The following is a 26,502-nucleotide window of genomic DNA, read 5'->3' as shown; positions in this document are numbered from 1 at the left end:
ACGTATCACAGCGATAGGAAATAAAATCAAATGGGGATGTCTTTTAACAGATCCGCCAGGTCAAGTCCATATGCAATTACTCGGATGGATCGGCTATTGTCACCGGTTGGGGAGAAGAAAAAATCCAAACGCCGGGGCGGATGATCCGATGGATGGAGCCGCTCGGGCCACTCGACGGCAACGATGCCGGGCTGGTCGAAAATCTCGATCAAGCCGATTTCATCCGGATCAACCGGTTCGGACAGGCGATACAGGTCCACATGGCAGAAGAGCAGTCGGCCCGGATATTCGTTGACCAGGGTGTAGGTGGGACTGGTGATGGCGATGCTGTCAGGAACGCCCAGGCCACGGGCAAGCCCCTGGGCAAAGGCGGTTTTGCCGCTGCCCAGGTCACCGTACAGGAAAAGAACCAGCCTTTGGTTCAGCCGCCGACCGATGGTACGGCCCAGTTCGATGGTCTGGTCGGCGGTGTGCGTCTCCACTGTCCGCCGGTTCGGGTCAGACGGCAAGGCGGACGACGTGTTCATTGGTCGTCAGGTCCCATGGGGTAGCACAACGCGTCCGTGAACAGCCAGTCCGGCAGGTCTTCGCCGCTACGCAGCGCCTGCATGGCTGCGGGCACGGCATCAAGTACCTCCGTGGCCAGATAACCCGTGGCGGCCTTGCTGCAGGCCAGTTGGTCGGCCGCTGCGCCGTGCAGGTAGACGCCGGCCTGGGCAGCAGCCGAGACGTTTATCCCCTGGGTGATCAGGCCAGCGATGAGTCCGGTGAGAACATCGCCCATGCCACCCGCCGCCATGCCCGGGTTGCCGGTGGGGTTGATGAAAACATGGCCATCCGGCCGGGCAATGACAGTGGCGGCTCCCTTGAGCACCAGATGGACTCCGTGCTGCCGGGCAAAGTCGCGGGCGTGGGAAACGCGATCCCTTTGAATGTCGGCCGTGGACAGACCGCATAGCCGGGCCATTTCCCCGGGGTGGGGGGTAAGTACCATGGGTGCCTGTTTTTTGCTGAGAACCGACAGATTCCCGGCGATCAGGTTCAGTCCGTCCGCATCGACAATCAGCGGCATCGTGGCGGATTCAATCAGATGGCCAAGCAACCGCCCGGTAGATGGATCCGTTCCCAGGCCAGGCCCCACGGCCAGACATCGTTTGTCGGCCATCAGGCCTTGGACGGTCTGAAACGCGGATTCGTCCAGGGTCCCCTGGACGGTTTGGGCCAGGCCGACGGTCATGGCCTCCGTGACCAGGGTTTCCAGTACCGGGTTGAGCGATTGAGGAACGCCCAGGGTCACCAGGCCGGCCCCGGCACGCATGGCGCCCATGGCGGTCATGGCGGCGGCACCGGTTTTTCCGGGGCTGCCGGCCAGCACCAGAAGATGACCGGTATGGCCCTTATGCGCCGTGGCATCGCGGTGGGGCAGGGCAGGCTTCAAGTCCATGGGGGTGATCAGGTGCTGATGGCAGCCCACCTGGGCGGCCATGTGGGGGGGGATGCCGATTTCGATCACCTTCAGCCGGCCGCTAAGCCGGCGGCCCGGGTAGGTGAGGTGGCCGGCCTTGGCAAATCCGAACGTGGCCGTGGCGGCGGCCTCGATGCAGACGCCGCAGGCCTGGCCGGTGTCGGCATTCAGACCCGAGGCGATATCCACGGCAAAAACCGGACGATGCATCTGATTGATAAATTCAATTGCCGACCGGAAATAGCCGCGAACATCTGAAGACAGTCCCGTTCCCAAAATGGCATCGATCCAGATGGCGATATGATGCATTTGTGATTGGTGGGCCTTGAAAGCGGCGATGTCGGCCATTTCAACCACCGTCACGCCCATGCGGTCGATAAGGGCCAGGTTGGTTGCTGCATCGCCCTGAACCCGGCTGCGCTCGGCCAGCAGAAAGACGGTTACCGGAATGCCTTTCTGATGAAGATAGCGGGCCATGACAAATCCATCGCCGCCGTTGTTTCCGCGTCCTGCGGCAACACCCACACTGCCGGGTTGGCGGTGGAAAAGGGTGTCCAGAAAGAACGCCGTTGCTCCCCGGCCGGCGTTCTCCATGAGAACCCGGCCGGGTATACCGAAAGATTCGATGGTTGCACGATCCATGCGCTGCATTTCATCAGCGGTTACCAGATACATACCCTTGCTCCTTGGGTTAAAGGCCGTTAATCAGATTCCGCATATCCCTGACGGCCCGGTCCATACCGACCAGTACGGCCCGGGAAACGATGCTGTGGCCGATACAGTAGGTATTGATTTCCGTTACGCCGGTAAAGGCCTTAATTGTGGTGATATCGAGACCACGGCCGGCGCTGATGTCCAGTTTGAGCTTTTTGGCCAGCTTGACGGCATCGATGATTTTGGCAAACGCCTGCCTTTGTTTCGTGGCACCGGTTGCTTCGCAGAACGTTTTTGTGCTGATCGCAATACCATTGGCCCCCGCCTGGTGGGCCAGCTTGATCTGCTCCGGCTCGGGGTTGATGAGGATATTGACGGGAATCCCATTGTTTTGCAGCGCACCGATGGTTTCCTCCATGGATTTGCTGTGTACGATCAGGTCAAGGCTTCCGTCGGAAGCGACCTCCTGGCGGCTTTCCGGAACCAGCGTTACCCGCTCCGGACGAACATCCAGGGCGATCCCCACCATTTCCGAGGTGGCCGCCATTTCCAGAATCAGTTGGGTCTGAATCACCCTGCGCAGCAGTCGGACATCCCGGTCCTGGATGGTGCGCCGATCCTCTCTCAGGTGGCAGACAATGCCGTCCGCACCGGCCAGTTCGGCAAGCAGGGCCGCGGCGATGGGATCCGGGGTGGCCGCCTGACTGGCTTCCCGCAACGTGGCGACACGATCAATGTTGACAGCCAGACCGGCCATGCTCATTCCTCCTTTTCAATGAGTTCCATTAACGTTTGGCTCTTTTTTTCCATAATGGCCGCTTCCGCCGCGGAATGGACGTGATCATAGCCGATAAGGTGAAGAATTCCATGGATCAACAGTTCATTGAAGCGGCATAGCATCTCCATGCCTGCGTCCAGGGCTTCGCGGTGAGCCGTATCGGCCGAAATGACCACATCACCGAGAAGCTCAGGGGTAATATCGGCGAACGGGCCCTCCTGCATGGGGAAAGAGATCACGTTGGTCGGGCCTTGATGGTTCAGATAGGTCCGATTGAATTCGGCGATTTGCGGATCATCCACAATCAAAATCGAGAGTTGGGCGTCAGGATAGTCCAAGGCGCTTAAAATGCGCCTGGCTGTCCTCATTATTTTTTGCTCTGGCAGCTTGTGACGGTTTTGCCGGTTTTCGATCCATACTTCCATTTTTCGCCTTTCCCGGGGTGATGGCGCTACTGTCCTGGTATTCGATCCGATGGTGATGGATGCCATTTAGGATTTTATTGAAACTCCTGGCGATCAGATGCAGATCTTTCAGGGTTAGTTCACAATGGTCAAGCTGCCCGTCGGAGAAAATTTTGTTGATCAGATTCTGCACCAGTCCCTGAATCCGTGACGGGGTGGGGTTGTCCAGGGTCCGCGAAGCGGCTTCGACCACGTCGGCCAGCATGACCAGGCCTGCTTCCCGTGTTTGCGGGCGCGGACCCGGATACCTGAAATCGTCGATATTGACCCCATCTTCGCCTTTAACGGACTTGGCCTTTTCGAAAAAATAGCTGATCAAACTGGTTCCATGATGCTGCTGGATCGTATCGATAATCACCTGGCCCAGCTTGTGCTCACGGGCGATCTCGACCCCGTTTTTTACATGCGCAATCAGAATCAAGGCCGACATGGAGGGCGCCAGTTTGTCATGTTTGTTTTTGCCATCTGATTGATTTTCAATAAAATAAAGGGGCTTTTTCAGTTTTCCGATGTCGTGATAGTAGCCGCATACTTTGGCCAGAATGGGATTGGCGCCGATTTCGGTGGCCGCCGCTTCAACCAGGGATCCGACAACGACGCTGTGATGGTAGGTGCCCGGTGCTTCCAGCATCAGGCGGCGCAGGATGGGGCGGTCCAGATTGGCCAGTTCCAGCAGGGTGATATCGGTGGTGTAGCCAAACACCATCTCTACGACCGGTGCCACACCCGTGGTAATGATGCCGGCACCGATTCCACCCAAAAATGCAACCGTGACATCAAAAGGCAGATTGGTCAGGGATGCGCTGCCCAGATAGGCATCCGTGATGACGGCCAACCCGGCATTCAGCATGCCCAGCTTGGCCCCGGCCTTGATGATGATCCGCCGCTCCCGGCAATCCTGAAGCCACCAGGCGGCCATGGTGCAGCTCAGAATATAGTAGATCAGGGCTCCCATCCCGCCTTGCAGCAGCATGGCGGCGCACAGGGCCAGGGCCAGAGCAAAGATCAGCGCGGTTTCGCGTCCCATAAAGAGACAGACGATCATGGCTCCGGCGGCCAGTGGAATCCCGTAGCCGACGGGCGATTCCGGACGGGCCAGCGGAAGGCCGAGGAACCAGGTGTCCGGCAAGGTGTCGGCGATTTTTACCACAACGATAAAAACCACCATGACGCACGCAAGAAAGAGCAGGTCCTTGTTGCCGTAATTGGCCTGCTCCATTCTGTTTTTCAGGCGAACGTGGTACTGAATGATCAATATGGCGGCCAACAGCAACACGGCGCCGGACCCGGCCAAGGGGACCTGGTGGGTGTTGTCCCGTCCCTTCATGGCGTTGAGTTTGCGTAAATGCAAAGGGGTGACCCGGTCACCTTCACGCAGCAGCATTTCGCCCTTTTTAATCATGTAGAGGACCGGTTTGATCTGATTTGCCGCCGATTCCTTGCGGGCTTCCGTTTCGAGACTGTTCAGGGTGATGTTGGGCTGAATCAGGCGCTGGGAAATATCAACGATCAGGTTGAGCAGCGCATAGTTCATTCCTTTCAGGAGCGGATCGGCAAATACCCGTACCATGGTTTTGGCCTGGTCCGGCCCGTAGAACTGTTTCAGATTGAGAACCGGGGTTTCCATCATGGTTTCGACGTTGCGCAGGATGATCCCCTTATCCGTTTCCTTCAACAAAATTTCCTTATTGGCGACAACGCCGTTGGATAACACCTGGGTAGTGATGGTGGTCAGCAGCCTGGGAATTTCTTCGGTGAAACCGTGTTGAGTGAGAATGGAAAACGCCTCGGTCCCGATGTCAACGCCGAGGATGTTCTCGAAAAGACCCTTCTTTGCCTGTACCCGCTCATCAATGGAAACGTGAGGCAGGTCCGGCACCTGTGAGGGGTCAAACATCAGGTCCGTGGACATGGCCGAGGTGCTGCCTTGGGCTTCGGTCTGCAGCTGCTCACTCTCCTGGGCGTAAATTGTTCGAAGCCTCGTGAAAGCGTCGTTGAGGCGCTTTACCGTACCTTTAAGGATTTTTGGATTGAGATCATAGACAGGGGGGATATTCTCCACGGCCTGCCGCCGATGGGCGTCTGTGGCCGCCTCATCTTCAATGAAAAAATTATCGCTTGCCTTGATATCGGATTTGACGACATCGCCGATTTCATATCGATGTTGGTGGATTACCAAGCTCGGGTAGAGACCGACGGCGAACCCGCTGAGAATCAGAATAAGCAGCGCCCACTTGATGTATGGACTGGTAATGAAAAAGTGGGTGATGGTTTTCTTTTTCCGGATATGAATCATGTTCATTTATATCCCATTGCGGTATCGGATCGCCCGCTGTTGGGCGGCAAACGAAACTGACGGCAGGTGGGTTCGGTTGGGTTAGGCGATTTCTGTCAAAGAATATACCCGCCTGCTTGTCTTTTCATCCGTCTTCGGAGTTGGGCGTTTCCACACATAGCCCCACTATGCGTAAAAAAGCCCGCCTTGAATACGAATGAAAATCCTGCGCATCCTGGTATATTCTTATCCGCCAATCGCCTTATTGGTTGTTGCGGTTGGCTTCAAGGATTTCATAGGCATTGATGATATCCTGCACCAACCGGTGACGAACCACATCTTGCCTCGTAAAATGGACAAATCGGATGCCCTCTATGGGCGTTAAAATATCTTTGGCCTCAACAAGTCCCGACGATTTGCCTGCCGGAAGGTCGATCTGTGTAATGTCTCCCGTGACCACGGCCTTGGAATTGAAACCGATCCGGGTCAGAAACATTTTCATCTGTTCCGTGGTCGTATTCTGGGCTTCGTCCAGAATGATGAACGCTTCATTGAGCGTTCTTCCCCGCATGAATGCCAGGGGGGCCACTTCAATCACGCCATTTTGCATCAAGGCCGCGACTTTTTCAAATCGCATCATATCATGCAGGGCATCATACAGCGGCCGCAGATAAGGATCCACTTTTTCGGTCAGGTCACCAGGTAAAAAACCCAGGGATTCGCCCGCCTCCACTGCCGGCCGGGTGAGGATAATGCGATTGACCGTTCCTTTGGAAAGGGCGGCAACCGCCATGGCCATGGCCAGGTATGTTTTTCCTGTGCCGGCGGGACCGATGCCAAAGACGATATCATAATTCCGGATGGCTTCGATGTAACTTTTCTGGCTCTGATTTCGGGGAGTGATGGCCCTTTTTTTGGCAGTAATATAGACCGTGTCCAGAAAGATTTTTTTCAGGTCAGCGGTGTGGTTTTCTCTCAAGATACGCAGTGCGTAGTCAATGTCATTGACATAGACAGGATAGTTTTCCTTCAAAAGGCCATAGAGCTGCTCCAGTACCCGGCGTGAAAGATCCACGGACACCTCATCACCGCTGAGATGAACCGAGTTGCCCCGGGTGTGCGCATGGATTCCCAATAGCTCCGCAAGGTGTTTGAGGTTTCTTTCCTGCTCACCAAATAGATGCCGGGCCAGTTCAATGTCGGAGAAGGTCAGCCGGGTCTGCTTGCTCTGCGGGTCTTGTTCCATTAGAAGGTATTTTCGCCCTTACCATCATTGTGTCGAAATCGTACGATTTTCCAAATGCAGGCATATCCGACTTTTAAGCGGAATGCAAACGTCAAATTGGCGATTGCATGGCTTCTGAAAATGCTTGACGACGTTATGTCGCTTTGTTAACGTTACCTACTCAAAATTTATAAAACATTCTGTAATTATTAACTTTTCTTTTTCTTTCAAGTGGGCTCGGAACAAAATTGGCGGACCACTGATTGACGGATAACCGCCTTTGCCGCCAGCCATTGGCTTGATTCAACCAGGAAACGCTCATGAATCCTTTTGATATCCTGATCATCACCATTTTGGCCTACGGGCTGATTCGCGGAATTTTCAGGGGGTTGGTGAGAGAATTGTCTTCTATCGTCGGCGTTTTGGGAGGATTTTATGCCGCCTATACCTATTATCCTCACGTGGCACGTTTGATCGCCCCCTGGATTTCCGACCGGGTCTATCTTAACATTCTGAGTTATCTGTTGATTTTTTCGGCCGTGGTTATCATTGTCGGGGTCTTGGCGGTGGTGATCAAGTACCTGCTCAACATCGCCTACCTGGGGTGGGTAGACCGTATCAGCGGGGCGCTGTTTGGTGTGTTCAAGGGCGCATTGGTGATTTGCGTGCTATTTATCGTATTGACCGCTTTTCTGCCCAAAGGGGCCCCCCTGCTTAAGCAGGCGACCCTTTCGCCATATGTGGCCACGGTTTCTGAAATCATGGCCAAGGTATTGTCCAAGGATATGAAAGAAAATTTTATCATAAAAATAAAGGAGTTGAAAAAATCTTGGCCAACTCCCTGACCCCTCCGCCTTCGTTAACCCCCATCCATCGTATCGTTGAACTGATTCAAACCCTTATGGGTGAGCAGGGTTGCCCATGGGATAAAAAGCAGACACCGGAAACCATCTCGCGATACCTCATCGAAGAGGTCTATGAACTGGTCGATGCAGTTATTTCAAAAGATGTTTCCGCCATTCGAGAAGAGACCGGAGATGTCCTGTTCCAACTCTTTTTTATGATCCATCTGTTCAATGCAACCGGTGCCTTCAGTATTGAGGACGTTGTCCAAACGAACATAGAAAAGATGGTACGCCGGCATCCCCATGTATTCGGCCATGGGAGTGCTGACACGCCGGAGAAGGTCAGTGAAAACTGGGAGCGGATCAAACGGGAAGAAAAAGGCCCGTCACGGTTTCACTCCGTGCTGGAATCCATCCCCCAGGGAATGCCCGCCATACTGCGGGCGGCGATGGTTTCCGAAAGGGCAGCCAAAACCGGTTTTGATTGGGATGATATTCACGGAGTAATGGCCAAAGCCGTGGAAGAGTGGGAGGAGTTTTCCAAAGAGATCAATGTGGATTCCGATAGCTTTGAAAAGGATAATGCGGCTGTAGAGTTCGGGGATATTCTGTTCACACTGGTCAATGTGGCCCGATTTGCCCATATTCATCCGGAAACGGCCCTGGTCCGTTCGATTCAGAAATTTGAGACGCGTTTCAGATATATGGAGATGGAAGCGGCAAAAACCGGGCGGGATATTAATGACCTCACGTTTCAGGAGATGCATCGCCTCTGGGATGAAGCCAAAGCGAAGGTTGGCTGAGAAATCGGACCGGCCACTGTTCCGTGTCCAAAAAAGACGGAGCCGACGAATTTTCAAACACCCATGGCCGGCCATATGGCCGGCCATGGGTGTTCCAAAGGAACCCCCTTTAATCAGGCGAGTTCATCGATTGGTTTCTGCTCCGGTGGCACACGGTAGATTACATTCCCGTCCTTGTCATATTTTTCGAAGTAAACCCCTTCATCGCCCACATCGTAGGCGCCGGATTTTTCGCTGGCGTCCGACTCGGATTTGGCACTTTCTTCCGTGTTTTCAATAGGCCGCTCCTCAACGACCTTTTCAGTTTTCTCCAGAGCGACATCCTGGCCATCCACAGCCTGATGATTGTCCACACGCGTCGTCATTCTGACGGCTGGTTCGCCAATTGGTTCTAACATGGCAATTCCCCCTTGTTTTCTACAACTGTTTTACGGGTGTTGTCTGCGTCTGCTTTGCCCTTCCTGTAAACCGCTGTCCGGCAGAGCTGTTCTTGTTGTTTATTCAGCGTCACGATTGATGGCTGCTTTGGCCAGTTCATCGAGACGATTCAGCAGCACTTGTGAGTTATCAACATCGATAGAGTGCGTCTCTTTTTGGTTGTTGCCAACAATTGTGTTAAATGTAAATGCTTGTTCCATTTGAAGCTTTTGCCAGTTTTGTTCAGATTGTTGCGGCACCCGCGCCTGCGCTTCCGGATCAAATTCGCTGTCCGGGGAGACCTTGGTGATTTTTTTAAAAACACTGGCAGCTACTTTTTCCATAATGGACTTTTTTTTCCCTTCATCCGAAATTTCGTCCCCGTTTGGTTCGACCTTTTTACCGCCTTGATGTTGAGTGAGCGAGGTGTTGCTACGACTTAACTGCCTTCGGTACTCATTCAATACATTATGGATTTGGTAACTTTGGATCTGCATCTATTTCCCTCCGATGCTTTTATCGGCAGGTCTGGCAGAATCCTTTAGGAAAAAGAGACGATCAATATCGACGGTGGGGTGACTGGTGCTGCGGGGTTATTCAGGATTGGATGCAACTGTTAAAAAATACAATCAAATTAAATTCTTGGGGGATCAGTTCGCTAACGGAACATTCAAACCGGCAATCCATTGTTGCCTGTCAGGGTGGCACCAATGGATTGCCGGTGTCTGACGCTGGGTCAAAGGGAAAGGGATGCGAAAAGGGCATCAGTCGTCAAAATCACCCTCAGGACTTTGGTTGCCTTCAATGGATGTTGCCCGTTGCACGATTTTTTCAGGGGTCCAATTCGACGGGTCCTCGGTTCGCCGGGATTTCGGACCCGGATCGAAACCATTGGTTTCGAGAATGGTTTCGATAGCCAGGTCTGCTGTGTCAGCTGCATTGAATACATTGGCAATCAGGTTGTAAATGAATGATTCAACACGATTTACCATTCTTTCACGAATGGTGCTGGGCAGGCCCAGAAGCTTGTTTTCAAAGGGCAGGTTCAGTTTTTTGTAGTTGCCGCCTTTCCATCCTTTGGTGCTGGCAAAGGCAACCATTTTTTCCCACATGGCCTCGGTAACACCTTCATCTTTCACTTTAATAAAATTTCCGTCTGCATCCAGGGCTGCGTTACCATCATCATTGACTTCAAGCCCCCAGGAAATCATCTGCAGGGCGGTAGCAACATTGGCCTTGGTGGTGTGGGTTTGCTGGGCAATTTCCTTCAGGCGCAGTGAGCTGTTACCGGAAGTGCCGTGCTGGGCACCGGAGACATGGTAGGGAACCAGCGCTTCGTGAATGTCACGGGTCAGATCAACCTGAATACCCTGACCGCTGGCTTCGATGCCGTGTACGGTACCATTGTTCAAGGCGATCCAATTGGGAAATATATCGTGGGCATTGAGTCCCTGGATCAAAAAAAGGGCTTCGGATTGGGTTGAAAGCCCCAGCTTCCCTTTGATCTCTCCAATCTCGGTCTCCAATCCGGACCAGTCGGGAATAAGTGGTTTCAGTTCCAGGTTGGTCAATAGATTTTTATCATCCGGAAGGTGAGAGGCGTCAATAGCAATGGAGGTGATACCTGCCTCAAACATGCTGGGAATTTCAATTTTGGCATCGGGGATATCATTTTCACTTTTAATTCCGTAGTGATCCGCATGCAGGGCGACGGGGATGGTGATTCCCATTTCATTGCAAGCTGCGTCCACAATCCGGGCGATATTCCAGTAGTTCACCGCACAATAGGCATCGGCCCCGCCCTCCGAGCGGGCAATCTCGATAATCAGCGCTGCGTTGGCCCGCTGGGCGGCCTTCAATGCGCCCCGGATAACGAAACTGTTACGACCGTTGGCTGCGATGCAAAGGGCGTTTTTTTTCTTGATCATGGCCAGATCGATAAATTTCCCACTGACCAAAAGTGCCTGGGAATGGGGAAACAATTTTTGGATGTTGGGTGGACGCCCAACGCGAACCGCTTTGGCGAAATCGCCGGATGATGTTGTCATCAGTTTTCTCCTTGCGCTGACTCGCTTGGCGTTGATTGCTGCTTTGTTATTATTTTCTGGTTATAGGCATTGATTTTTTGATTGAAGCGATTGAGTTGTGCTTCATATCGCTCGGTTTTATTGTTAAAGTCTTCGATCCGCTTGTTCAAATCGGTCCGTTCAGCGGCATCCAGCGTCTCATTGTTCGTCTTCTCGATTGTTTTTCTTTCCTCAATCAGTTGCTGATAAAAGCTGTCCAGTTCTGCTTTTTCCTTTTCCAGCGCGTCACGGCTGATTTCGGTGGTATCCATCGTTTTTTCCGTATCCGATGCAAAGGCAGCGTTTACAGGCTTGTTTTCAGGCGTTTGGCTCTCTGCGGAATCCGGTTCGGTTTGGGTGCTTTCGATGGTCTCGGCCGTAGCGCGCTGCGATTCGGGAACCAAACTAAGGTCGTCGGTCCACCGTTTTTGACCGTATTCATCAGTATACTTATAGATTTCAGCAGAGACCGGCAGAGTGATCAAAAGGATAAAAATTACCAATCCCAACGTCATTTGTTTTTGCATGCCAATAGACCTTTGTTCTGTGGTAAGGGCGGAAAGAATCCAGATTGAATGGTAACGATTTGAATGACCAATATAATGTTGATGCCTGCAGGATGTCAAGTTCAAGCGTCGTCTTTGAGGGTGCGGCAACTTTCTAAATTCCTTCCGAACTTCGAAAAAATCATTTCGTGCAACCGGAAAATTCTATCCTGGAAAACGCACCCAATGGAATAACCGCCGGGATGACGGTGTGCGGTTGGGCTTTTGGGTTTGGCTCACAACTAATGTTTGACATTAAAACGAGCTTGTGTAGATTTGGCAGTGCCGTTTTCACAATTGTACGTGTATCGTCACCCCATTAATCAATCCCCACCATCGGGATGTTTGCGGGAAGATTCTATTCATGTATTTTTTTTTCAGAATATGGGTTGTTTTTTTCCTTTTGCTGACGGCTGCCTGCTCCACGAAACCGATTTCATTGCCACTTCCCGGAGCCGATTTGAAATCGCCAGGGCAATCCGTTTTTCAGGATGCCGAGCTTGCTTATGATAAGGGGCTTTATAATGAGGCGCTTGTGGGCTACCAACATTTCCTACATCAATCCTACGGTGACCGGCATACTGACACCGCCCTGTTTAAAATCGGAAGGATATACCGTCGGATGGGGAACGATGAGGACTCTCTGGCTGTGTTCGCACGGTTGACCCATGAATTTCCGCAAAGTGTTCTGGTTCCCGATGCGATGCACGAGACGCTGACCCTTTTGTTTGAACGCGGTCAATTCGATGCGGTGATTTCAATGGGACTTGGTTTTACCCAAAAGGCCGGTACCTCGTCTTTATCCCCCCCCTTTTATATGGTAATTGCGGATGCCTATACGGCATTGGGAGCCCGTCTGAACGCCGCGCGTTTCTATTATCGGGCCTGGAACGTGGCATCCGGCAACGATGAACAGATCGCTTGGAATCAGCTAAAAAAGTCCGTCGAAAAACTCGACACCGATGAAATTCAGCAACTGATTGCCCTTGTGGCTGACCGGCCCGTCATGGGTCTGCTGCTCTATCGGCTCGGTATGGCCTATCTCATGGATGAGAGTTATGATGATGCACGGGATGTGCTTGGCGCCTTTGTCGATCAGTTTCCGGAACACGCCGAACGGCAGGATGCGTTGGACATGCTCCAGTCTCTCGCGTTGCGGTCGCAGTATTCCCCTTATGCCGTTGGCTGTCTGCTGCCGCTTTCCGGCGCTTATTCTTTTTTTGGCCAGCGGGCCTTGGACGGTATCGAATTTGCCGTGAACCAGATGGGAACGGTTGGGGACGGGAGTGGCCTGAGCTTGATTATTAAAGATACCCGCTCGGATCCTGCAGTCGCAGAAAACGCAGTGAAGGCGCTGGATCAAGAGAAAGTCGGAGCGATTCTGGGACCCATGGCCACTTCTGAACGTGCCGCTGCCGCGGCACAGCACAGAGGGATACCGATCGTTGTGTTTACCCAGCGCGACGGTCTGCCGGAAACAGGCGCCTATGTGTTCAGGAATTTTATTACGCCCCAGATGCAGGTGCGTGCGCTGGTCAACGTTGCCGTTGAAAAATTGGGCGTCCGGTGTTTTGCGATCCTTTACCCGGATGAAAAATACGGTCGACGATACATGAACCTTTTTTGGGATGAAGTGCTCCGGCAGGGGGGCATCGTCAACGGCGTCGAAGCCTACGATCCGGCCGGAACCGATTTTGCTCAACCCATTAAAAAACTGGCCGGAATTTTTTACGGCAGCCCTAAAAATCTTTCCGATCATCATTTGAGCCGTTGCCCATTGCGGACATTCGTAAACCGGCAACACCAGGATGAAAAGAATAAGGGTGAGCGTCGCAACGGCAACAAGGATGACCATTATGATCCACTTGTTGATTTTAGTGCGATTTTCATTCCCGATGCACCAAAAAAAGCAAGTATGGTCATTCCCCAGTTGGCCTATCATGACATCCGTGACGTCTATTTGCTAGGCACAAATTTGTGGCACTCTCAGGCGCTTGTGGACGCATCCGGCGATTACATGGAAAATGCATTGATCGTTGATGGTTTTTTTGCTGAAAGTCAGTCTCAGAATGTAAAAGATTTTGTAGCGGCCTTCCAGTCCGCCTTTGAAAGAACGCCGGGGATCATTGAGGCCATCGCCTACGATAGTGCGATGATGATGTTTCAGGCCATGCATCGGGCGGCAACGCCGTCGAGGCGCGATTTGAAGGATGCCTTGCTGCGCCTTCAGGATTTCGAGGGGGTTTCCGGCCGGGCCGGGTTTGCCCCAAACGGTGAGGCCGAGAAAAATCTTGAGTTATTGCGGATCGAGCGAGGACGGTTTGTTCAGCTCCCTTTATCTCCAGCTGCCGAAAACACGCCATCAACGGCTGTTTTGACGCCTTAACCGTCCCTGCCACACATGAATTTATTCCATTTGATCTATAATGGTCTGACTTCCGGTGTCGCCCTGGCACTGCTCCCGTTGATCTGGTTGGCCGGAAAGCGTAATCCCCGGTGCCAGGCCGCGTTGGCACAGCGACTGGGGCATGCGCCGGCGGCCTCCCGGTTTTCGTCCGGCGGATGGCCAAAGATTTGGATACACGCCGTTTCGGTTGGTGAAGTCAAGGTGGCCGATGCCATCATCCGTGCGTTGGATGACGGTGGGAGAAAGGCCGCCATTGTGCTCACCACCACTACCGCCACCGGCCAGCGGTACGCTGCCAGAACCCTTGGGCACCGAGCAACCGTTTGTTTTGCGCCGCTGGATTTATGGAGTGTCACCGGGCGTTTTCTCGCTTTTCATCGTCCGGACCTGCTGGTTTGCATGGAAACCGAAATTTGGCCCAATTGGATTGTCCGAACGCATCGCATCGGCGTTCCCACAGTTTTTCTCAACGGCCGCATCTCCGTGCGGTCGATCCGCTCGTATCTGGCCATCCGGCCGCTGTTCAAACCGGTGCTGGAAAAGGTCGCCGCCTTCAGTATGATCTCCGATGCGGATGCCCGGCGGATCATCGCCTTGGGTGCGCCGGCACAAAAGGTCCTGATCAACGGCAATGTAAAAATGGATGCCCGATGGGCCGACCTGGATGTGGCGGCGGTGATAAAACTGAAGCACCTTTTTGCCGTGGATCCGCAAACTCCGGTATTTGTTGCCGGAAGCGTGCGCGGAGCGGAGATTGACGTGCTGTTGGACGTGTATGGCCGATTGGCCGCCCAGATTCCCGGGTTGGTTTTTATCATCGCCCCCCGGCACATTGAAAAAACATCACTCATCGAATCGCTTGCCCGGGAAAGGAAAATTCACTGCCAGCGGCGAACCCTGCTGGATCAGACCGGGGGACAGCGGCAGGCTCCAGTATTGATTCTTGATACCATTGGCGAGTTGCGTCAGGTTTATGGTCTTGCCTCAGTGGTTTTTTGCGGTGCCAGTCTTGTGTCCCTTGGCGGACAGAATGTGTTCGAGCCGGCCATGTGGGCGAAACCGGTTCTCTACGGTCCGTTCATGGACGATTTTACCGAGGCCAGAAAGGTGCTTGAAGAACACGGCGGCGGAATCTGTGTGAACGATGAATCGGAACTCACCGAGCGCGCCTGCCATCTTTTGAGCCATCCCGAAACGGCCCGGCGGATAGGTCGGCTGGCCAGGCAGGCGGTCCTCTCCAGCCATGGAGCGGCGCACCGCCATGCACAGGTTGTCTTGCGCCAGCTGCTGCCTGATGCATGACGGTCAGGTGTGATCGTTTTTCAGGGGCGGCTGGCCGGTGGATTCCAGCACGGTTGTCCACAGTTTCCCCCTGGGCCTGACCTGCTTGCGTTTGCCTGCCGTTGCCTCCATGGGCAGGTGCACGAAATGGTTGTTCCAGTGTCCGATGACCAGTTTGGTTTTGCCCGCCATTCCGGCATGTACCGCATCCCGTCCCAGAAAACCGCAAAACACGCTGTCATTGGCATTGGCCGGAAGGCTACGGATCATGTAGCTGGGATCGATATACTTGATATTGATGGGAATTTTTTTTGCGGTAAAATGGTCCTTGATGGTGTCCCGTAAAAAAGGACCGATATCGTTGAGTCGGATATTCCCCGATGCATCCCGGCTTTCGTTCACGTCGGTGAAAAATTTCTGTCCGGCCCCCTCGGCGGCCACAATTACCGCGTGGCCCCGGCTGGCCAGTCGTGTCTCCAACGCGGCCATCAACCCCTTGGGCCCGTCAAGATCAAAATCAACCTCAGGAATCAAAACGAAATTGGCGTCCTGCTGGGCCAGGGCGGCCGTCGCGGCAATGAAGCCGGAGTGGCGCCCCATCAGTTTGATGAGTCCTACGCCATTCGGATAGGAGATGGCTTCGTTATGGGCCCCCTGGATCGCCATCCGGGAGACATCCACGGCAGTATCAAAACCAAAGGAACGGGAGACCAGATGGATATCATTGTCGATGGTTTTGGGGATACCCACGACACTGATTTTAAGCCCCCGCTGGGAAATGGTATCGGCAATTTTCGAGGCGGCCATCAGTGTCCCGTCACCACCAACCATGAACAGAATGCCGATATTGTTCACTTCCAGGCAGTCCACGACACGGTCGATATCCTGGGCACCCCGTGAAGATCCAAGGATGGTACCGCCCATGTTATTGATGTCGGAAACCCGTTGGGCGGTCAGGTCCAGGAAGTCGTGGTTGTATTCGGGAATAAACCCTTCCAGTCCGTGGCGCACGCCGTAAATGATCTTGACCCCGTAACGGTAGTGCAGTTCCAATACAATGGCCCGGATGATATCGTTCAACCCGGGACACAGACCGCCGCAGGTGGCGATGGCACACCGTAATTTGGCAGCGTCGAAATAGACTTTGCGTCGGGGGCCGGCCAGTTCGAAAGCCGGCGGTGAGATGCCCTTTGTGATCATGGCTTCGATGTTCGTTCGTTTGATGTTGATCAGAATCCGATCGTCATCGGAAACAAACGAATGGTCGATTCCGCCATGATCTTCCCTTAACATGGGTGACGGAATTTTGGCTTCCCCCAAAGACTGAATGGGGGTCTCTATGGCTTCCATATTCATGATTTCTCCTTGCTGTGGTTCATTCAAGCCGTTCTTTCTTTTCGGGTGCAGTACCGTTGAACTTGAATTCACCTTTTCCGAGAATGTCGTGCAGATGCAGGATGCCAATAACCCGGCGGCTCTGGTCGATTATCGGAAGTATGGTGATTTCGTGTTGTTCCATGATGTTGAGCGCATCAAAAGCCGGGGTATGGGCCGATGCATTGAGGGGTGCCGGTGTCATCACTTCAGGCAGGGATTGGTCAAAGATGCTGTCTCCCCGGGCGATCATGCGGCGCAGATCGCCATCGGTCAAGATGCCCGCCAACTCTCCCGCCGGTTCGACAATGATGATCGCCCCCAGGCCGTGGCGATCCATCTCCGCAACCGCCTCACGCATGGTCGCGCTGCTGGTGGTAATGGGGATCGATTTACCGGAAAGCATGATATCGCTGACCTCACGGGAGAGGCGCTGGCCCAGTGCTCCGCCGGGATGAAACCGTTTAAAATCACTCGATTTAAAGTGATTTTTGTTTATCAGTACAACCGCCAACGCATCTCCCATGGCCAGCAGGGCAGTGGTGCTTGCCGTTGGTGCTAGGCCTAACGGGCAGGCTTCTTTTTCGACACCCACATCAATCACGATATCGCTGTGTTTGGCCAGTGTCGACTCCGGATTGCCGGTCATGGCGATAACGGGGCAACCCAGCTTGCGGATGCTGGGCATCAGGATGTTCAATTCACCGGTTTCCCCACTGTAGGACATGGCCAGAAAGACGTCATCGACACAGACGATTCCCAAATCGCCGTGCATGGCTTCTACCGGATGCAGGAACAGGGCGCGTGTTCCGGTGCTGTTGAGGGTGGCAGCGATTTTACGGCCGATGATGCCGGATTTGCCGATGCCGCTTATGATTAACCGGCCGGAGGCTTGCATGATTGTATCGACCATTTGTTCGAAACGATGGTCGAGGCGACCGATTAGCTTCATAATGCCATCGGCTTCAATTTCGAGCACTTGTCGTGCTTCGTCCAAAAGCATGTTGTCTGAGTCCTTGTTGGGTTGAAAATTTATCTGGAAATTACGGATGGTTTGTGGCAAATAAGAACGGAAGTCATGCGGCTCCTTTAAAAGACAATCAATTGAAGCTCAACAATAGCCCATTTGCCTGAAATGTCAATCGGTCTCGGTGCCAGACCTCGGTAACATGTTATGGCGAACACGCAACCGTACGCCGAAAAGCATTGAGCGGATTGAAACAAAAAACGAATTCTCCACCTGATCTCACCTGATCTCACCTGCTGTCTGCCAATCTGGTTTCAATCTACCCCTGTGAAAAAAATTGAATGACTGGATTTTTTCATGAAGGTTGCTTATACTCATTCAAATGACTGATACACGTATGCGCGGGCTGATCCAAAAAAAGCGGTCGGCCTGCAATCCCCCAGTTGTACGTCTGTCGGTTGAGCGTGCCATTGACGGCTATGATGCTTTCGTTTTATCGGTTTCAAGTTTCATTCATTGTTCCATGACAAAGCGTAATTTGTTGTTTCTCAAAACAAAAGGAGAGGAGTTGTTATGAAAAGTCTATTCGCCAAGTTGATTTTTGCGTTCATGGTTGCCGGTCTGTTAAGCGCCTGTGCCACCTTTCAACCGGTTCCCCCATTCTCACCGGTTGATATCGACGCTGGCGGACATGCCCTGAAAAAGCAAAATGCGGTTTTCATTCTCGATGCGTCCGCTTCCATGGAAGAGGGATCCCCGCAGTACAAAAAGTTCGATCAGGCCAAGGCGCTGCTTGAGAACATGGCAAAGACCATGCCGGCAAACATGCCCGTACAGACAGAAGTGCGTAGTTTCGGGCATGATCCGAAGTTCTCATCAGCCATCACCGAACTCCTTGACGATATGGGTGCCTTCAACCGTAAGGACATGACCACAGCCCTGGCGGGCATCTCCAAGGCCGGGGGGACTAGTCCCATGGAAACGGCCATTGATGCCGCCGGCGAGGACCTTGACGGCGCTTCCGGGAATACGGCGATGATCATTGTCAGTGATGGAAAGAACATGGGATCGGCACCCGTTGCTGCTGCCGCGGCGCTGAAAGAAAAGATGGGCGATTCGCTGTGCATCTATACGGTTCTGGTGGGTGATGACGCGGCAGGCCAGAAACTGATGGATGCGGTTGCCGAGGCTGGCGGATGCGGTTTTGCAACAACGGGCGATGCATTGATGGACGGCGCGGCCATGGCTGGCTTTATTACCAAGGTGTTTATTGGTGATGCCATTGACAGCGATGGCGACGGCGTTGGCGATATGATGGACAAATGCCCGGGGACCCCCGCGGGTGTTAAGGTGGATGCGGCCGGCTGCCCGCTGGACAGCGACAAGGATGGCGTGCCGGATTATTTGGACAAATGCCCGGGAACCCCCGCTGGTACGAAGGTCGACTCCACTGGTTGTCCGATTACCGTTTTGGATTCTTCCAAAGACGAATGGTCTTTCCACGACATTCTTTTCGACGTCAATAAAGCCGTTATCAAACCCGTATCGTTTGGTACCCTTGACGCCATTGTCCAAGCCCTTCAGCAGCGTCCCCGCCTGACCGTGCGGATCGAAGGGCATACGGACATTACTGGATCTCACGCATACAACATGGATCTTTCCAAGCGGCGTGCCAAAGCTGTCGTCGATTACCTCGTCAACAAAGGTATCGCCTCGTCCCGACTCACTTCCGAAGGCTACGGCCCGGATCGTCCCATAGCGGATAACAACACCAAGGAAGGGCGGGCGCTCAACCGGCGTGTTAATTTGGTTAAAACCAACTAAACCTACCGCGATCCTTTAAGTGATCTGAACCGACTGGAATGGATGAGAAGGCGGTTGGCCGCCGGATCATCCATTCCAGTCGTTATTTAATCCGCAGGGAGCCCCAATGATCAACAGCATGGTGAATGAATCCAATGGTACGGCCAGGCTTCGGTTTGTTTGGCTGTCGATGGCTTTTGTTCTGCTCACGGTCAGTTGTCAGACCACTTACTACGCGGTCTGGGAGAAATTGGGGAAGGAGAAGCGGCATCTTCTCAAGGACAATGTGGAAAAAGTTCGTGAGGAACAGGCCGAGGCCTCCGACCAGTTTGCCAGTGTCGTTGAACGCATCAAATCCATGTATGGGTTTGACGGCGGTGACCTGGAGGATGTTTATGCAGAACTGAATCAGGACTATCACACCTGTGAGCAGCGTGCTGAGGCGGTCCGCGATCGCATTGACAATGTCGAACAGATCGCCGAGGACCTTTTCAGCGAGTGGGCTGCCGAAATCGATACCATTGAAAATGTGAAACTGAAAACCAAAAGCCGTACTTCCCTGCTGGACACCCGTGACCGATTCGCCCGTTTGCAGCGATCCATGGCCAAAGCGGAAGCTTCCATGGCACCCGTGCTCAACAACTTGCATGACTATGTTCTCTACCTCAAACACAACCTGAACGCCCAGGCCGTGGGTTCCTTGAAAAGAGAGGTGGCGGACATTGAAACGGAGGTCTCTGCCCTGATCGGTGACATGAACCGATCGATCCGGGAAGCGGAGGCATTTGCTCAAACCATTTGATAAAGGGATCAGAAAATGGAAGCGATTATTGACAAAATTTACCAGTTACTGACGGTTTATGGTTTGAAGGTGATTGCCGCACTGGCCATTTTTATTATCGGGCGCTGGGTGGCCAAGGGTGTGCGGAAACTGATCGAACGGATCATGACCAGGAGCAAGGTCGACTCCACGTTGGTTTCCTTTACCGCCAACCTGGCTTATATCGGCCTGCTGGCATTTATTGTTATTGCCGCTTTGGGGCAACTGGGGATTCAGACCACCTCCTTCATTGCCATTCTCGGTGCCGCCGGTCTGGCCATTGGCCTGGCTTTGCAAGGTTCCCTCTCCAACTTCGCGGCCGGCTTTCTGCTGATTATTTTCAGGCCGTTCAAGGTGGGTGACCTCATTGAAGGCGCCGGGGTGTTTGGTGTGGTGGAGGCCATTCAGATTTTTACCACACAGCTGAAAACGGCCGACAACAAAACGGTTATTGTTCCCAATGCAAAACTCACCGACGATAATATCGTTAACTGGACCGTCAAAGGCACCCGGCGGGTGGATATGGTTTTCGGCATCGGATATGAAGATGATATCGACAAGGCACGCTCCCTGATCGCTGATGCGGTGGCCCAGGACAGCCGCATCCTGAAGGATCCCGAAACCCAGATTGCCGTTTCCGAATTGGCTGACAGCAGCGTCAATTTTGTGGTTCGTCCCTGGGTCAAAGTTGCGGACTACTGGGGCGTCTATTTTGACCTGACCGAGAAAATCAAGAAGTCGTTTGATGCGAACGGGGTATGCATTCCATTTCCCCAGCGGGATGTGCATGTGTACCAGCATGCCTCTGCTGAAGACTAAAAAATGCTTGACAATTTTAATTGGCGTTACTATAAATCTCTGGATTTTTAAAAGGCCGAAGGATCCGTTGTCTTTGGCCTTTTTGTTTGCTTAGATCATATTTGGGAGGTGTTAACGATGAAATGCACAACCATTCGTAAAGGCATGGAATGTGGCTTCATGACAGCCAAGGGTTGCGGATATAAAGGCGGCGTTTGCTATGAGATCGTCGAACAGTGCAAGGGGTGTAACCGAACACTGGAGATCGCTTCTGGCTGGTACTGCTCAGCCTGTCCCGAACCGACGATCAAGTGGAAGAACGGAAATTGTAATTTGGCGACCCATGTTTCCACGAGCATGTCAGAAACGGCGCAGAAGATCAACCCGTTGAAGGCCTCCAAGCGTTCCCGAAAATAGGTTTCTCTGGCCGTACGACAAGTTTTTTTTAACCCCGCCATCTTGATGGATGATGCGGGGTTTTTACGCTGGCGCATCGTTTCGGTGCGGATTTGAAAAGCATCACGGAAACATGCATCTTGCTGATTTTTATAGTGCTTTTCCCTTGACTTTTATCCTCGACAACAAGTAAATAGCCAGCTTATTATTTCTAAAAGGTTTATTTTATGAGGACAGGAGCCCATGAATCCTCTCGCTGAGCAACTCAATCAGACCATCAAAGCTGCCGCCCCCCATGTTTACGATATGCTTTCCGACGTGGGGAAAAGACTCTTTTTCCCTAAAGGCATCCTCAGCCAGAGTGCTGAAGCCAAGGAAAAAGCGTACACCATCAACGCTACCATCGGTATCGCCAAAGAGGGCGGTCGGACCATGCGCTTCGACAGCGTCATGGCTTCCATTCCTACCATCCGGCCCAGCCAGTCCCTGACCTATGCCTCTTCCTTCGGAGTTGCGGCTCTTAGAAATGCGTGGCGTGAAGAGATGGTTGAAAAAAATTCATCCCTGGCTGGAAAACCGGTGAGCCTGCCGGTGGTGACTTGCGGAATTACCCACGGCATCGCCACCTTTGCCGATGTCTGGACCAATGCCGACGATGTAATTATTCTGCCCGAGATGATGTGGGGCAATTACAGCATGATCTTTTCCGTTCGGAGGGGTGCCCGCATCCGTCATTACGAACTGTTTACCGACGGGGGGCGATTCAATCTGGCCGCCTTCGAACAGGCGGTGCGCCAAGAGGCGGCTGACAACCGGAAGATTACCGTGGTTCTCAATTTTCCCCACAACCCGACCGGATATACGCTCAGCGAGACGGAAGCCGACGGCGTTGTCAATATTCTGAAAGACGTTGCGGCATCGGGAACCTTTATTGTGGCGGTTACCGACGATGCCTACTTCGGCCTTTTTTATGAGCCCGAAACCATCAAGGAGTCGATCTTTGCACGCCTGTGTGGCGCGCATCCCGGCATCCTGGCCGTCAAGCTGGATGGTGCCACCAAGGAAAATTATGTATGGGGCCTGCGCGTCGGATTCATCACTTACGGTGGAACGTTTGCCGGCGATCCCGCGGCGCTTTTCGATGCGCTGGAACGGAAAACGGCCGGGTGTATCCGGGGGACCATTTCCAATGCGTCCCATCTGAGCCAGACCATTTTGCTCAACTCCATGCAGGATGAGAAAAACCGGGATGAGCGGCAGGAAAAGTTCAACATCCTCATGGACCGGGCCAGGCGGGTCAAAACCGTCTCCAAGGATCCGAAGTACGCCGCGGCCTGGGATGTCTATCCGTTTAATTCAGGCTACTTCATGTGTATCCGGCTGAAAACCGTGGATGCGGAAACGCTTCGGGTCCATCTGCTCGATCGCTATGGGGTCGGATTGATATCCCTGGGGCGTGCCAATTTGCGGATCGCCTTTTCTTGCATGGAGGCGGCGGATGTCGAAAAACTGTTCGATACGATTTATCAGGGGATCAAAGAACTGGAAAACAGCCAGTAGATGATGGGCCCAACAGACCAGAAAAAGGGAACGGCCGGTCGCATCAAGGCGAAACTATCGCATTTGAGGGTTGCCCAGGCGACCCGTTGGTCGGTTTATTTCATCGCGATCGGTTTGATTGCCGGACTCGGATCGGTCGCCTTTCACTATCTGTGCCAGATCGGGATCCATTATTTTCTGGATATGGCGGCCGGCTATCGGCCGCCGCCACCTGCCGGTGAACATCACCTGTTACCCCTCACCGCAACACCGTTCAACCGCTGGATGCTGCTTTTTCTGCCCGCCATCGGCGGAATCTTCAGCGGTTGGTTGGTTTACACCTTCGCTCCCGAGGCCGAGGGGCACGGAACCGATGCGGCCATTCGGGCCTATCACCACAAAGGCGGCTTTATCCGCAACCGCGTGCCGATCATCAAAACCATCGCCTCTGCCATTACCCTGACCACAGGCGGGTCCGGCGGCCGGGAGGGGCCCATCGCTCAGATCGGTGCGGGGTTCGGCTCTTTTCTGGCAACCACCTTGAAGCTTTCCGACCGTGAGCGGCGCATCATGATGGCTGCCGGAATCGGGGCCGGTGTGGGCAGCATTTTCCGGGCGCCCCTGGCCGGAGCGCTGTTCGCCGCCGAGGTGCTCTACCGGGATCCTGACTTCGAGTCGGAAGTGATTATCCCCGCTGGGATCTCATCGGTGGTGGCCTACTGCGTCTTTTGCCTGGTGTTCGGCTGGGGATCCCTGTTCGATTCACCGCCGTTCAAATTCCGTAATCCGATGGAACTGGGGCCCTACCTGGTCCTGGCGCTGGTGCTGGTGGGCACCGGCGTGTTCTACATCAAGGCATTTTACGGCACGATTCACGTTTTCGAATCCATCCGCAAGATTCCCAACCACATCAAGCCGGCCATTGGGGGCCTGCTTACCGGTATTGTCGGTTTTTTTCTGCCCCACACCCTGGCTTTTGGATACGGTTTTGCTCAGATGGCCATCAACAACGAGTTGACCATCCCCTTTCTGCTCAGCCTGGCCCTGGGCAAGGTGCTGACCACTTCGTTTTCCATCGGTTCGGGGGGCAGCGGCGGGGTCTTTGGGCCATCCATCGTGGTCGGTGGTGCCATGGGGGGGGTCGTGGGACAGATTTTTCATGCTATCATGCCCACCGTGGTGACCCAGCCCGGGGCCTTCGTGGTGGTGGGCATGGCCGGATTTTTCACGGCCGTTTCCAACACTCCCATTTCAACGATCATTTTTGTGAGCGAAATGACCAATTCCTACCACCTGCTGCTGCCCAGCCTGCTGGTCTGTTCCGTTGCCTACACGGCTTCGCGACGGTGGACCATTTTCAACTGCCAGGTCCAGAGCAAGGTGGACTCGCCGGCCCACGCCGGTGATTTTTTTGTGGATATTTTGCAGGCCATTCCGGTTGAAGATCTGATGCCGCTGGTTCAGAAAGTAACCCTGATTCCCCAGGAAATGCCGTTCATGGAATTCAAACGCTATTTCTCCGAAACCAAGCAGCACTATTTTCCGGTGGTGGATGGCGATCAGCGGCTGGTGGGAATCTTTTCGGTAAATGATATCCGCGGCGTTCTTTTCGCACCGGAAATCGAACGCCTGGTGGTGATGAAGGATGTGGGGACGTCGGAGATCATCGTCACCACTCCGGAAGAAGATCTCAATGCCGTCCTTAAAAAATTCACCACCCGCAATATCGACAGTCTGCCGGTGGTCCGTGCCGACGATCATGGCATCCTCTTGGGAATGCTCAACCGGCGCGAGGTGATCGCCTTTTACAATCAAAAGGTGGAAGAGATGAAATCCCGGCGCCGGGCGCGGCTGGCGCAATAGGTTCCGGACCCATTTTTCACGTTCATCAGTAGATGACTTGCATTAAAAACAGGCCTTGGGGCGGTGCCGTGGCACCGGCCCGGGACCGGTCCTTTGATGCGAGGATCCTTTCCACCTGTGCCGGCGCAATTTTCCCCAGACCGACTTCGACCAATGTGCCGACAATGTTTCTCACCATAAAACGCAGAAAACCATTGGCTTCGATATCGAAACGCAGATCGCCCTCTCCGGTGGACGTAAGCTCCGCCCGGGTAACGGTGCGAACGGTGTGCGCCCTGGGACTGCCGCTTCCTTCGAAGGCCTTGAAATCGTGGGTACCCGGAAAAACCGCTGCGGCCTGTTGCATGGCGGCAATGTCCAGCCTTTTGCGGATGTGCCAGACAAACTGCCGCCCGATGGCCAGCGCCAGGGGGCGATTAAGGATGTAGTAACGATAGTGTTTGCGCGTGACGTCGAAGCGTGCATGAAAATCCAGCGGCATTGGATCGCAGGCGAGGATGACCACATCATCGGGTAGCAGGCTGTTGAGACCTTTAAAAAAGGTTCCGGCATTCAGGCTCGATGTGGTTTTGAAGCTGGCCACTTGGCCGCAGGCATGAACACCGGCGTCGGTGCGTCCCGATCCGATGACGACGATCTTCTCGCGGGTCATAATGCCGAGCGCCGATTCAAGGGTCTCTTGAACGGTACGGTCGTTTTTTTGCCGCTGCCAACCGTGAAAGTCTGAACCATCGTATTCGATGGTCAGTCTGAATGTCCGTTGGCCACCTTTTGGGGACATGCGCATCTCCTCAATGCAGGAATATCAGGAGCACGGCGCTCATGGAGAAGAAGGAGAGCAGCGTGGAGAGAACGATGGCGGTAGAGGCGAATTGCGTGTCGCTGTTCAGCTGGGAAGAGAGCACAACGATGGCTGGAGAAGTGGGGAGAGAGAAAAAGAGCATGCCCACCTGAACGGAGAGCGGGGAAGCGCTGACTGCCGTCAGGAACGCATAGCCCACCCACGGCAGGATTGCGAGTTTGATCGTGCAACCCAGAAGCGCCGGATTGAAATGCTCTCTGATGTTTTTCAAGGTCAGGGTGCCGCCGATGGAGAGAAGCGCCAGGGGCAGGGTCACCATGGCGGCCAGGCGCAGGGTGTTGTTCAGGAAAACCGGAAGCACCCCGATGAACCGGGCGTAGGCCATGCCGGCCAGGCAACCGATGATCAGCGGATTCGAAACCAGGGCGCGCAGGGTGATGCGCAGCCGCTCGCGAATGGTAATGGCCCGTCCGGCGAACCAGATCAGGGTGGAGACGGCCAGTACATTGATGAAAGGGATAATGAATCCGATGAGAATTCCGAAACGCGATACCCCGGTTTCGCCCAGCACATTCATGATCACGGCCATGCCGACATAGGTGTTGAAACGGTAACAGCTCTGTGAAAAGGAGCCCGCGGCAAAACGGGATACGCGGAACAGTTTCAGGCAGATGGCACTGATCAGGTAAACCGTGGCAACCGCAGCAATGGCAGCGGTGATCAGGTCGACCGCCCCCCGGTCCACGGAGGGCGAGCCGCCGATCTTCCAGAAAAGCAACATGGGAAAGAAAATATAGTAAACCAGCCGATCGGATGTTTTCAGGAATTTTTCGCCGGTCAGATGCATGTGCCGGAGTGCGGCACCGAGACCGATGAGGGCAAAGACCGGAAAAATGTTGTTGAGGATGATCATGC

Annotated in this window: 24 protein-coding genes; 10 read left to right on the top strand and 14 right to left on the bottom strand. The window is 53.7% G+C overall.

Going from position 1 to position 26,502, the window contains the following annotated elements; translation table 11 throughout:
- Positions 1-26: 26 nt before the first annotated feature.
- From tsaE to GN112_RS05080, 6 genes are all read right to left on the bottom strand, one after another.
- Positions 27-527, bottom strand: a complete 501-nt coding sequence (gene tsaE / locus GN112_RS05105; RefSeq protein ID WP_155309241.1) for a tRNA (adenosine(37)-N6)-threonylcarbamoyltransferase complex ATPase subunit type 1 TsaE — start codon at positions 525-527, stop codon at positions 27-29.
- Positions 524-2,140 (bottom strand): NAD(P)H-hydrate dehydratase, encoded by a 1,617-nt coding sequence (locus GN112_RS05100; protein WP_155309240.1) that lies wholly within the window; start codon positions 2,138-2,140, stop codon positions 524-526. The genes tsaE and GN112_RS05100 overlap by 4 nt, the downstream gene beginning before the upstream one ends.
- 16 nt (positions 2,141-2,156) lie before the next feature.
- Positions 2,157-2,876 (bottom strand): pyridoxine 5'-phosphate synthase, encoded by a 720-nt coding sequence (locus GN112_RS05095; RefSeq protein ID WP_155309239.1) that lies wholly within the window; start codon positions 2,874-2,876, stop codon positions 2,157-2,159.
- A gap of 2 nt (positions 2,877-2,878) precedes the next feature.
- Positions 2,879-3,265, bottom strand: coding sequence for an rRNA maturation RNase YbeY (gene ybeY / locus GN112_RS05090; protein ID WP_197743261.1), 387 nt, complete (start codon positions 3,263-3,265; stop codon positions 2,879-2,881).
- The gene (locus GN112_RS05085) at positions 3,222-5,663 is read right to left on the bottom strand and encodes an HD family phosphohydrolase (protein WP_155309237.1); all 2,442 of its coding nucleotides are present in this window, start codon (positions 5,661-5,663) and stop codon (positions 3,222-3,224) included. The genes ybeY and GN112_RS05085 overlap by 44 nt, the downstream gene beginning before the upstream one ends.
- 235 nt (positions 5,664-5,898) lie before the next feature.
- Positions 5,899-6,882, bottom strand: coding sequence for a PhoH family protein (locus tag GN112_RS05080; protein ID WP_155309236.1), 984 nt, complete (start codon positions 6,880-6,882; stop codon positions 5,899-5,901).
- 299 nt (positions 6,883-7,181) lie between these two features.
- Between GN112_RS05080 and GN112_RS05075 the strand changes: the two genes are divergently transcribed.
- Both GN112_RS05075 and mazG read left to right on the top strand, forming a co-directional pair.
- Positions 7,182-7,706: a CvpA family protein gene (locus GN112_RS05075; RefSeq protein ID WP_155309235.1), complete on the top strand. Its 525-nt coding sequence runs from the start codon at positions 7,182-7,184 to the stop codon at positions 7,704-7,706.
- The gene (gene mazG / locus GN112_RS05070) at positions 7,691-8,509 is read left to right on the top strand and encodes a nucleoside triphosphate pyrophosphohydrolase (protein ID WP_231716938.1); all 819 of its coding nucleotides are present in this window, start codon (positions 7,691-7,693) and stop codon (positions 8,507-8,509) included. Before GN112_RS05075 ends, mazG begins: the two co-directional genes overlap by 16 nt.
- A 113-nt stretch (positions 8,510-8,622) precedes the next feature.
- On the opposite strand, the gene GN112_RS05065 is transcribed toward mazG, so the two are convergent.
- The 4 genes from GN112_RS05065 to GN112_RS05050 form a co-directional block, all read right to left on the bottom strand.
- A complete protein-coding gene (locus tag GN112_RS05065) occupies positions 8,623-8,907 on the bottom strand; it encodes a hypothetical protein (RefSeq protein ID WP_155309234.1) in 285 nt (94 codons plus the stop codon).
- Between the two features lie 99 nt (positions 8,908-9,006).
- Positions 9,007-9,423: a DVU0524 family FlgM-associated protein gene (locus GN112_RS05060; RefSeq protein WP_155309233.1), complete on the bottom strand. Its 417-nt coding sequence runs from the start codon at positions 9,421-9,423 to the stop codon at positions 9,007-9,009.
- A 267-nt stretch (positions 9,424-9,690) separates the two neighbouring features.
- On the bottom strand, positions 9,691-10,974 hold the full coding sequence (locus GN112_RS05055) for a class II fructose-bisphosphate aldolase (RefSeq protein ID WP_155309232.1): 1,284 nt from the start codon (positions 10,972-10,974) through the stop codon (positions 9,691-9,693).
- The gene (locus GN112_RS05050) at positions 10,974-11,519 is read right to left on the bottom strand and encodes a DUF4124 domain-containing protein (protein ID WP_155309231.1); all 546 of its coding nucleotides are present in this window, start codon (positions 11,517-11,519) and stop codon (positions 10,974-10,976) included. The genes GN112_RS05055 and GN112_RS05050 overlap by 1 nt, the downstream gene beginning before the upstream one ends.
- 382 nt (positions 11,520-11,901) lie before the next feature.
- On the opposite strand from GN112_RS05050, the gene GN112_RS05045 reads away from it, so the two are divergent.
- Together GN112_RS05045 and GN112_RS05040 are read left to right on the top strand one after the other, a co-directional pair.
- Positions 11,902-13,923, top strand: coding sequence for a penicillin-binding protein activator (locus tag GN112_RS05045; protein ID WP_155309230.1), 2,022 nt, complete (start codon positions 11,902-11,904; stop codon positions 13,921-13,923).
- A gap of 30 nt (positions 13,924-13,953) precedes the next feature.
- Positions 13,954-15,246 (top strand): 3-deoxy-D-manno-octulosonic acid transferase, encoded by a 1,293-nt coding sequence (locus GN112_RS05040; protein WP_162458788.1) that lies wholly within the window; start codon positions 13,954-13,956, stop codon positions 15,244-15,246.
- Positions 15,247-15,249: 3 nt separating this feature from the next.
- Here the strand turns inward: GN112_RS05040 and GN112_RS05035 are convergent, their stop codons facing one another.
- Positions 15,250-16,581 carry an ATP-dependent 6-phosphofructokinase gene (locus GN112_RS05035; RefSeq protein ID WP_155309228.1) on the bottom strand — a complete coding sequence of 444 codons (1,332 nt, stop codon included), beginning with the start codon at positions 16,579-16,581 and terminating at the stop codon, positions 15,250-15,252.
- Between the two features lie 19 nt (positions 16,582-16,600).
- Complete coding sequence (locus tag GN112_RS05030) at positions 16,601-17,602, bottom strand: KpsF/GutQ family sugar-phosphate isomerase (RefSeq protein ID WP_155309227.1); 1,002 nt, start codon at positions 17,600-17,602, stop codon at positions 16,601-16,603.
- A gap of 537 nt (positions 17,603-18,139) precedes the next feature.
- On the opposite strand from GN112_RS05030, the gene GN112_RS05025 reads away from it, so the two are divergent.
- The 6 genes from GN112_RS05025 (at position 18,140) to GN112_RS05000 (ending at position 24,785) form a co-directional block, all read left to right on the top strand.
- Complete coding sequence (locus tag GN112_RS05025) at positions 18,140-19,390, top strand: OmpA family protein (protein ID WP_155309226.1); 1,251 nt, start codon at positions 18,140-18,142, stop codon at positions 19,388-19,390.
- Between the two features lie 106 nt (positions 19,391-19,496).
- The gene (locus GN112_RS05020; RefSeq protein ID WP_155309225.1) at positions 19,497-20,171 is read left to right on the top strand and encodes a DUF2959 family protein; all 675 of its coding nucleotides are present in this window, start codon (positions 19,497-19,499) and stop codon (positions 20,169-20,171) included.
- A gap of 15 nt (positions 20,172-20,186) precedes the next feature.
- Positions 20,187-21,008, top strand: a complete 822-nt coding sequence (locus GN112_RS05015; protein ID WP_155309224.1) for a mechanosensitive ion channel family protein — start codon at positions 20,187-20,189, stop codon at positions 21,006-21,008.
- Positions 21,009-21,125: 117 nt separating this feature from the next.
- Positions 21,126-21,404 carry a PxxKW family cysteine-rich protein gene (locus GN112_RS05010; RefSeq protein WP_155309223.1) on the top strand — a complete coding sequence of 93 codons (279 nt, stop codon included), beginning with the start codon at positions 21,126-21,128 and terminating at the stop codon, positions 21,402-21,404.
- Between the two features lie 222 nt (positions 21,405-21,626).
- Positions 21,627-22,943: an aminotransferase class I/II-fold pyridoxal phosphate-dependent enzyme gene (locus GN112_RS05005; protein WP_155309222.1), complete on the top strand. Its 1,317-nt coding sequence runs from the start codon at positions 21,627-21,629 to the stop codon at positions 22,941-22,943.
- Positions 22,944-24,785, top strand: coding sequence for a chloride channel protein (locus GN112_RS05000; protein ID WP_231716937.1), 1,842 nt, complete (start codon positions 22,944-22,946; stop codon positions 24,783-24,785).
- A gap of 25 nt (positions 24,786-24,810) precedes the next feature.
- On the opposite strand, the gene truA is transcribed toward GN112_RS05000, so the two are convergent.
- Positions 24,811-25,566, bottom strand: coding sequence for a tRNA pseudouridine(38-40) synthase TruA (gene truA, locus GN112_RS04995; protein ID WP_155309221.1), 756 nt, complete (start codon positions 25,564-25,566; stop codon positions 24,811-24,813).
- 10 nt (positions 25,567-25,576) lie between these two features.
- Positions 25,577-26,500: an AEC family transporter gene (locus tag GN112_RS04990; RefSeq protein WP_155309220.1), complete on the bottom strand. Its 924-nt coding sequence runs from the start codon at positions 26,498-26,500 to the stop codon at positions 25,577-25,579.
- Positions 26,501-26,502: the final 2 nt, after the last annotated feature.

The organism is Desulfosarcina ovata subsp. ovata (assembly GCF_009689005.1).
GTDB classification, from domain to species: domain Bacteria; phylum Desulfobacterota; class Desulfobacteria; order Desulfobacterales; family Desulfosarcinaceae; genus Desulfosarcina; species Desulfosarcina ovata.
Note: the sequence above shows the minus strand (reverse complement) of the source record. Positions and strands in the feature narration are given on the sequence as shown.